The 4698-nt window shown below is 36.0% G+C and carries 3 protein-coding genes; all 3 read left to right on the top strand.

What is annotated here, in order from left to right; all coding sequences use genetic code 11:
• Positions 1-771, top strand: a 771-nt coding sequence (locus K8V80_RS07360; protein ID WP_276776595.1) for a RagB/SusD family nutrient uptake outer membrane protein, incomplete at its 5' end; no start/stop codon positions are given.
• A gap of 181 nt (positions 772-952) precedes the next feature.
• Entirely contained in the window at positions 953-3238 is a 2286-nt protein-coding gene (bglX, locus tag K8V80_RS07355) for a beta-glucosidase BglX (protein ID WP_276776593.1), read from the top strand.
• A 6-nt stretch (positions 3239-3244) separates the two neighbouring features.
• Positions 3245-4588: a glucoamylase family protein gene (locus tag K8V80_RS07350; protein WP_423773069.1), complete on the top strand. Its 1344-nt coding sequence runs from the start codon at positions 3245-3247 to the stop codon at positions 4586-4588.
• Positions 4589-4698 lie beyond the last annotated feature (110 nt).

Here is a 4698-nt window from a genome sequence, read left to right as displayed (position 1 = left end):
AGTACTCCGTTTGATAAAATATTTAGAGAAGAAGCTGAAAATGGTCCAGAGTCTGTATTTGAATTGAATGGTACATCGACTGAAGCTATTCCTAATAGTAATACTATTGGTAGTCAATATGCAGAAGTGCAAGGCGTACGTGGTTCAGGTCAATGGGACCTGGGATGGGGATGGCATACTCCTTCTCAAAAATTAGCTGAAGCTTTTGAAGAAGGTGATCCAAGAAAAGATGAAACTCTTCTTTACTTTGCCCGTAGTGCTGCTGAAGCTGCAACTATGGAACCTAATAAACCTTATGGTGAAGTTCCAATTGCACAGTCAACTGTAGAAAATCTTTATTACAATAAAAAAGCATATACAAACCCTGCACTTAGAGCTAAATACCATAAACATGGTCATTGGTTTAATATCCGAATTATTCGTTATTCTGATGTAATCCTTATGGCTGCTGAAGCTGCTAATGAATTAGGTAACGTATCAGAAGCTGGTCAATATCTAGAAATGGTACGTGCTCGTGCAAGAGGTGGAAATGATTCCGTTCTTCCAAAACGTAATACTAGTGATCAAAATCAGATGAGAGAGTACATTCGTCATGAAAGACGTATTGAACTAGCTATGGAATGGGATAGATTCTATGACTTAGTTCGTTGGAATACTGCTGTAGATGTTTTAGGACCAAACGGCTACCAACCTAAGCATGCATTACTTCCATTGCCTCAGGCTGAAATTGACAAATCTAATGGTGTATTAGTTCAGAACCCTAATTATTAATCCAATTTTCAATAGGGGTTAGGGTTATATGATTCAAACAACTAATAGTTAAATCATAAATTGAGAGGGTGCGTTGCTGAATAAGTACGCACCCTATTCAATAGCTTTTTTAGGTAAAAAATATATACATATATATAACATTAAATTTGAATACGAGTGAAAACTCATAAAAGAAATTCATATGAGAAAAATAACCTTTGTTTTCCTTTTTCTGTTCACTTTTCTAATTAAAGGAGGTGCTCAAGTAGGTGATCCAAAGATGAATGAATTCATCGACGATTTGATGTCAAGGATGACGCTTACAGAAAAAATAGGTCAATTAAATCTTCCATCGGCTGGAGATATAACAACAGGACAGGCTAAAAATTCAAACTTCTCAGAGAGAATACGAGAAGGACACGTTGGAGGTCTCTTTAATATTAAAGGAGTTAAAAAAATTAAAGAAGTACAGCGTATTGCTGTGGAGGAAAGTAGACTTGGCATACCGTTAATATTTGGTATGGATGTTATCCATGGATACGAAACTGTATTTCCTATTCCTTTAGGCTTAGCTTGTACATGGAACATGGAGGCTGTAGAACAGTCTGCACGAATAGCTGCTACAGAAGCAACTGCTGCAGGTATTAGCTGGACATTTAGTCCTATGGCTGATGTATCTCGTGAACCAAGATGGGGACGTGTTTCTGAAGGTTCTGGTGAAGATCCTTTTATGAATGCAGCTGTTACAAAGGCTATGATTTATGGTTATCAAGGTCGTGGTGATAAGCGATTTGAACGCAATGATCAGATGATGGCTTGTATTAAGCATTATGCTCTATACGGTGCACCAGATGCAGGTAGAGATTATAATACTGTTGATATGAGTAGACAACGCATGTTCAATGAATATATGTTGCCTTATCAAGCAGCCGTTGAAGCTGGAGTAGGAAGTGTGATGGCTTCATTTAATGAAGTAGATGGAGTTCCTGCCACTGCTAATAAATGGTTAATGACAGAGGTTTTAAGAAATCAATGGGGTTTTGATGGTTTTGTTGTTACTGACTATACAGGTATCAATGAAATGATTGAGCATGGTATTGGTGATTTGCAAGAAGTATCGGCACGAGCTCTTGACGCTGGTATTGATATGGATATGGTAGGAGAAGGATTTATTTCTACTCTTGAAAAGTCATTGTCTGAAGGTAAAATTACTGAAGAGCATATCAATAAGGCAGCACGTAGAATTCTAGAAGCGAAATATAAACTTGGATTATTTAAAGATCCATACCGTTTTTGTGATGATAAGCGTGCTAAGAAGCAAATTTATTCAAAAGAACACAGAGTTGTAGCTCGTAAAGTTGCCTCAGAAAGCTTCGTGCTTTTAAAGAATGATAAGAATACTCTTCCTCTAAAAAAAGGTGGGAAAATAGCAGTAGTTGGTCCGTTGGCTAATACTCGCTCAAATATGCCTGGTACATGGAGTGTTGCTGTTGATTTAAATGCCCCTGCTACTCTTGTTGAAGGGATTAAAGATGTTGCAGGTAAAAATGCTGAAGTAGTTTATGCAAAGGGAAGTAATTTAACTGCTGATGCTGTTTTAGAAAAACATGCTACGATGTTTGGTAGAGATCTATTTCGAGATAATCGTACCGATGAAGAGCTTTTAAGTGAAGCTTTAGAAGTAAGTAAAGATGTTGATGTTATTGTTGCAGCGTTAGGTGAATCTTCAGAGTTTAGTGGAGAATCAAGTAGTAGAAGTAATATAGATATTCCCGAAGTTCAAAAAGCGTTATTAGCTAAATTATTGGAAATAGGAAAACCTGTAGTTCTCGTACTCTTTAATGGTCGTCCTATGACAATCTCTTGGGAATCAGAAGTTGTACCAGCTATTCTTAATGTTTGGTTTGGTGGAACTGAAGCTGCTCATGCTATTGCTGATGTGCTTTTTGGGGACGTAAATCCTAGTGGTAAATTAGTTTCTACCTTCCCTAGAAATATGGGTCAAGTACCTATTTATTACAATCATAAAAACACAGGTCGTCCTTTAAAAGGAGAATGGTTTGAAAAATTTAGATCTAATTACATCGATGTACCTAATACTCCACAATACGCATTTGGCTATGGTTTAAGCTATACAACTTTTGAATATAGTGATGTAAAACTTAGCTCAAATACAATGGGACAACATGAAGTTATAAAAGCAAGTGTTAATGTAACAAATACAGGTTCTGTAGAAGGAAAAGAAGTGGTGCAGTTGTATATCCGTGATGTGGTTGGTAGTTCAACACGTCCAGTTAAGGAATTAAAAGGCTTCGAAAAAATATCTCTTAAACCAGGTGAAACAAAAACTGTAACATTTGATATTACTCCTGAAATGTTGAAATTCTATAATTTTGATATGGATTTTGTAGCCGAACCAGGAGAATTTTATGTAATGATTGGTGGCAATAGTGTTGATACCAATATGGCAAACTTTACTTTAAAATAGATCATTATGCTTTTGCAACGAAAATATTATTTAGTTTGTACATTTATAATCGCTTTAATGACTTCATGTAGCTCAAAACAGGATTCAAATGACTCTGCTAAGCTACAAGATGCTATATTGGATAGTGTACAGTATAATACCTTTCAATATTTTTGGGAGGGAGCTGAACCCAATAGCGGCTTGGCACGTGAGCGTTTTCATACTAATGGTATTTATCCTCAAAATGATAAACATATTGTCACAACAGGTGGTGGTGGTTTTGGTTTGATGGGATTAGTTGTCGGTATGGAACGGGGATTTATTACTCGTGAAGAAGGTGTTGAACGATTGAATAAGATTATTTCTTTCATTGAAAGTGCTGATAAATTTCATGGTGCATTTCCCCATTGGTGGGATGGTAATACAGGTAAGGTAAAACCTTTTAGTTCTTATGATGATGGGGGCGACTTAGTTGAAACTGCTTTCTTAGTACAAGGATTGCTTACTGTTCATCAGTATTTAAATCAAAACGATACTACTGAACTAGAATTAGCACAGCGCATTGATACTCTTTGGAAAGGTGTTGAATGGAATTGGTACACACAGGGTGGACAAGATGTTTTATATTGGCATTGGAGTCCTAATTATGATTGGAAAATGAATTTCCCTGTTAGAGGATATAATGAATGCTTGGTTATGTATCTTTTAGCTGCAGCTTCATCTACATATGGTGTTCCTGCTGATGTATATGATAAGGGTTGGGCAGAAAGCGGAGCTATCAATACCACATCCCAACAAGAAGAGTATGAATTGCAATTAAGATATCAGGGAGAAAAAGCTGGACCTTTGTTTTGGGCACATTATTCATTCTTAGGTCTCGATCCACGTGGGTTATCTGATAAGTATTCCACCAACTATTTTGAAGAGATGAAAAATTACACGCTTATAAATAGAGCTTATTGTATTCGTAATCCTAAGGGATATAAAGGTTATGGTAAAAATAGTTGGGGCTTAACAGCTAGTTATTCTGTTGATGGATATGTTGCTCATGCTCCTCATGAAAATGCTGATTTAGGAGTCATAACTCCTACTGCTGCATTATCTTCTATTGTATACACCCCTACAGAATCTATGGATGTAATGAACTATCTATATAGTAATAAGGATCGGTTTTGGGGCAAATATGGCTTCTATGACGCTTATAGTGAGACATCCAATTGGTATCCTCAAGCGTATTTAGCTATTGATCAAGGTCCTATTCTTGTTATGATTGAAAATTATCGTACTCAATTGCTTTGGAATTTGTTTATGAGTCATCCAGATGTAAAAAAAGGACTTAGAAATCTTGGTTTTCAATCACAACATCTGTAATATAAATTACAGTAAAGTTTTGTAAATATGATATTTCTTTTATATTCTATTATTTTGAGAGAAAATAAATAGTTATGATTCATCAGAGAGAATTTCGTCTAAAAGCAAGG

Origin of the sequence: Bacteroides coprosuis (genome assembly GCF_020741705.1) — a bacterium.
Taxonomy (GTDB): Bacteria; Bacteroidota; Bacteroidia; order Bacteroidales; family Bacteroidaceae; genus Bacteroides_E; species Bacteroides_E coprosuis.
This window is presented reverse-complemented; position numbering and strand designations above follow the sequence as displayed.

Bases quoted from the DNA above. Each gene is read 5' to 3' on its own strand.
- K8V80_RS07350 (WP_423773069.1), top strand. From the start codon at position 3,245: ATGCTTTTGCAACGAAAATATTATTTAGTTTGTACATTTATAATCGCT.
- bglX (WP_276776593.1), top strand. From the start codon at position 953: ATGAGAAAAATAACCTTTGTTTTCCTTTTTCTGTTCACTTTTCTAATT.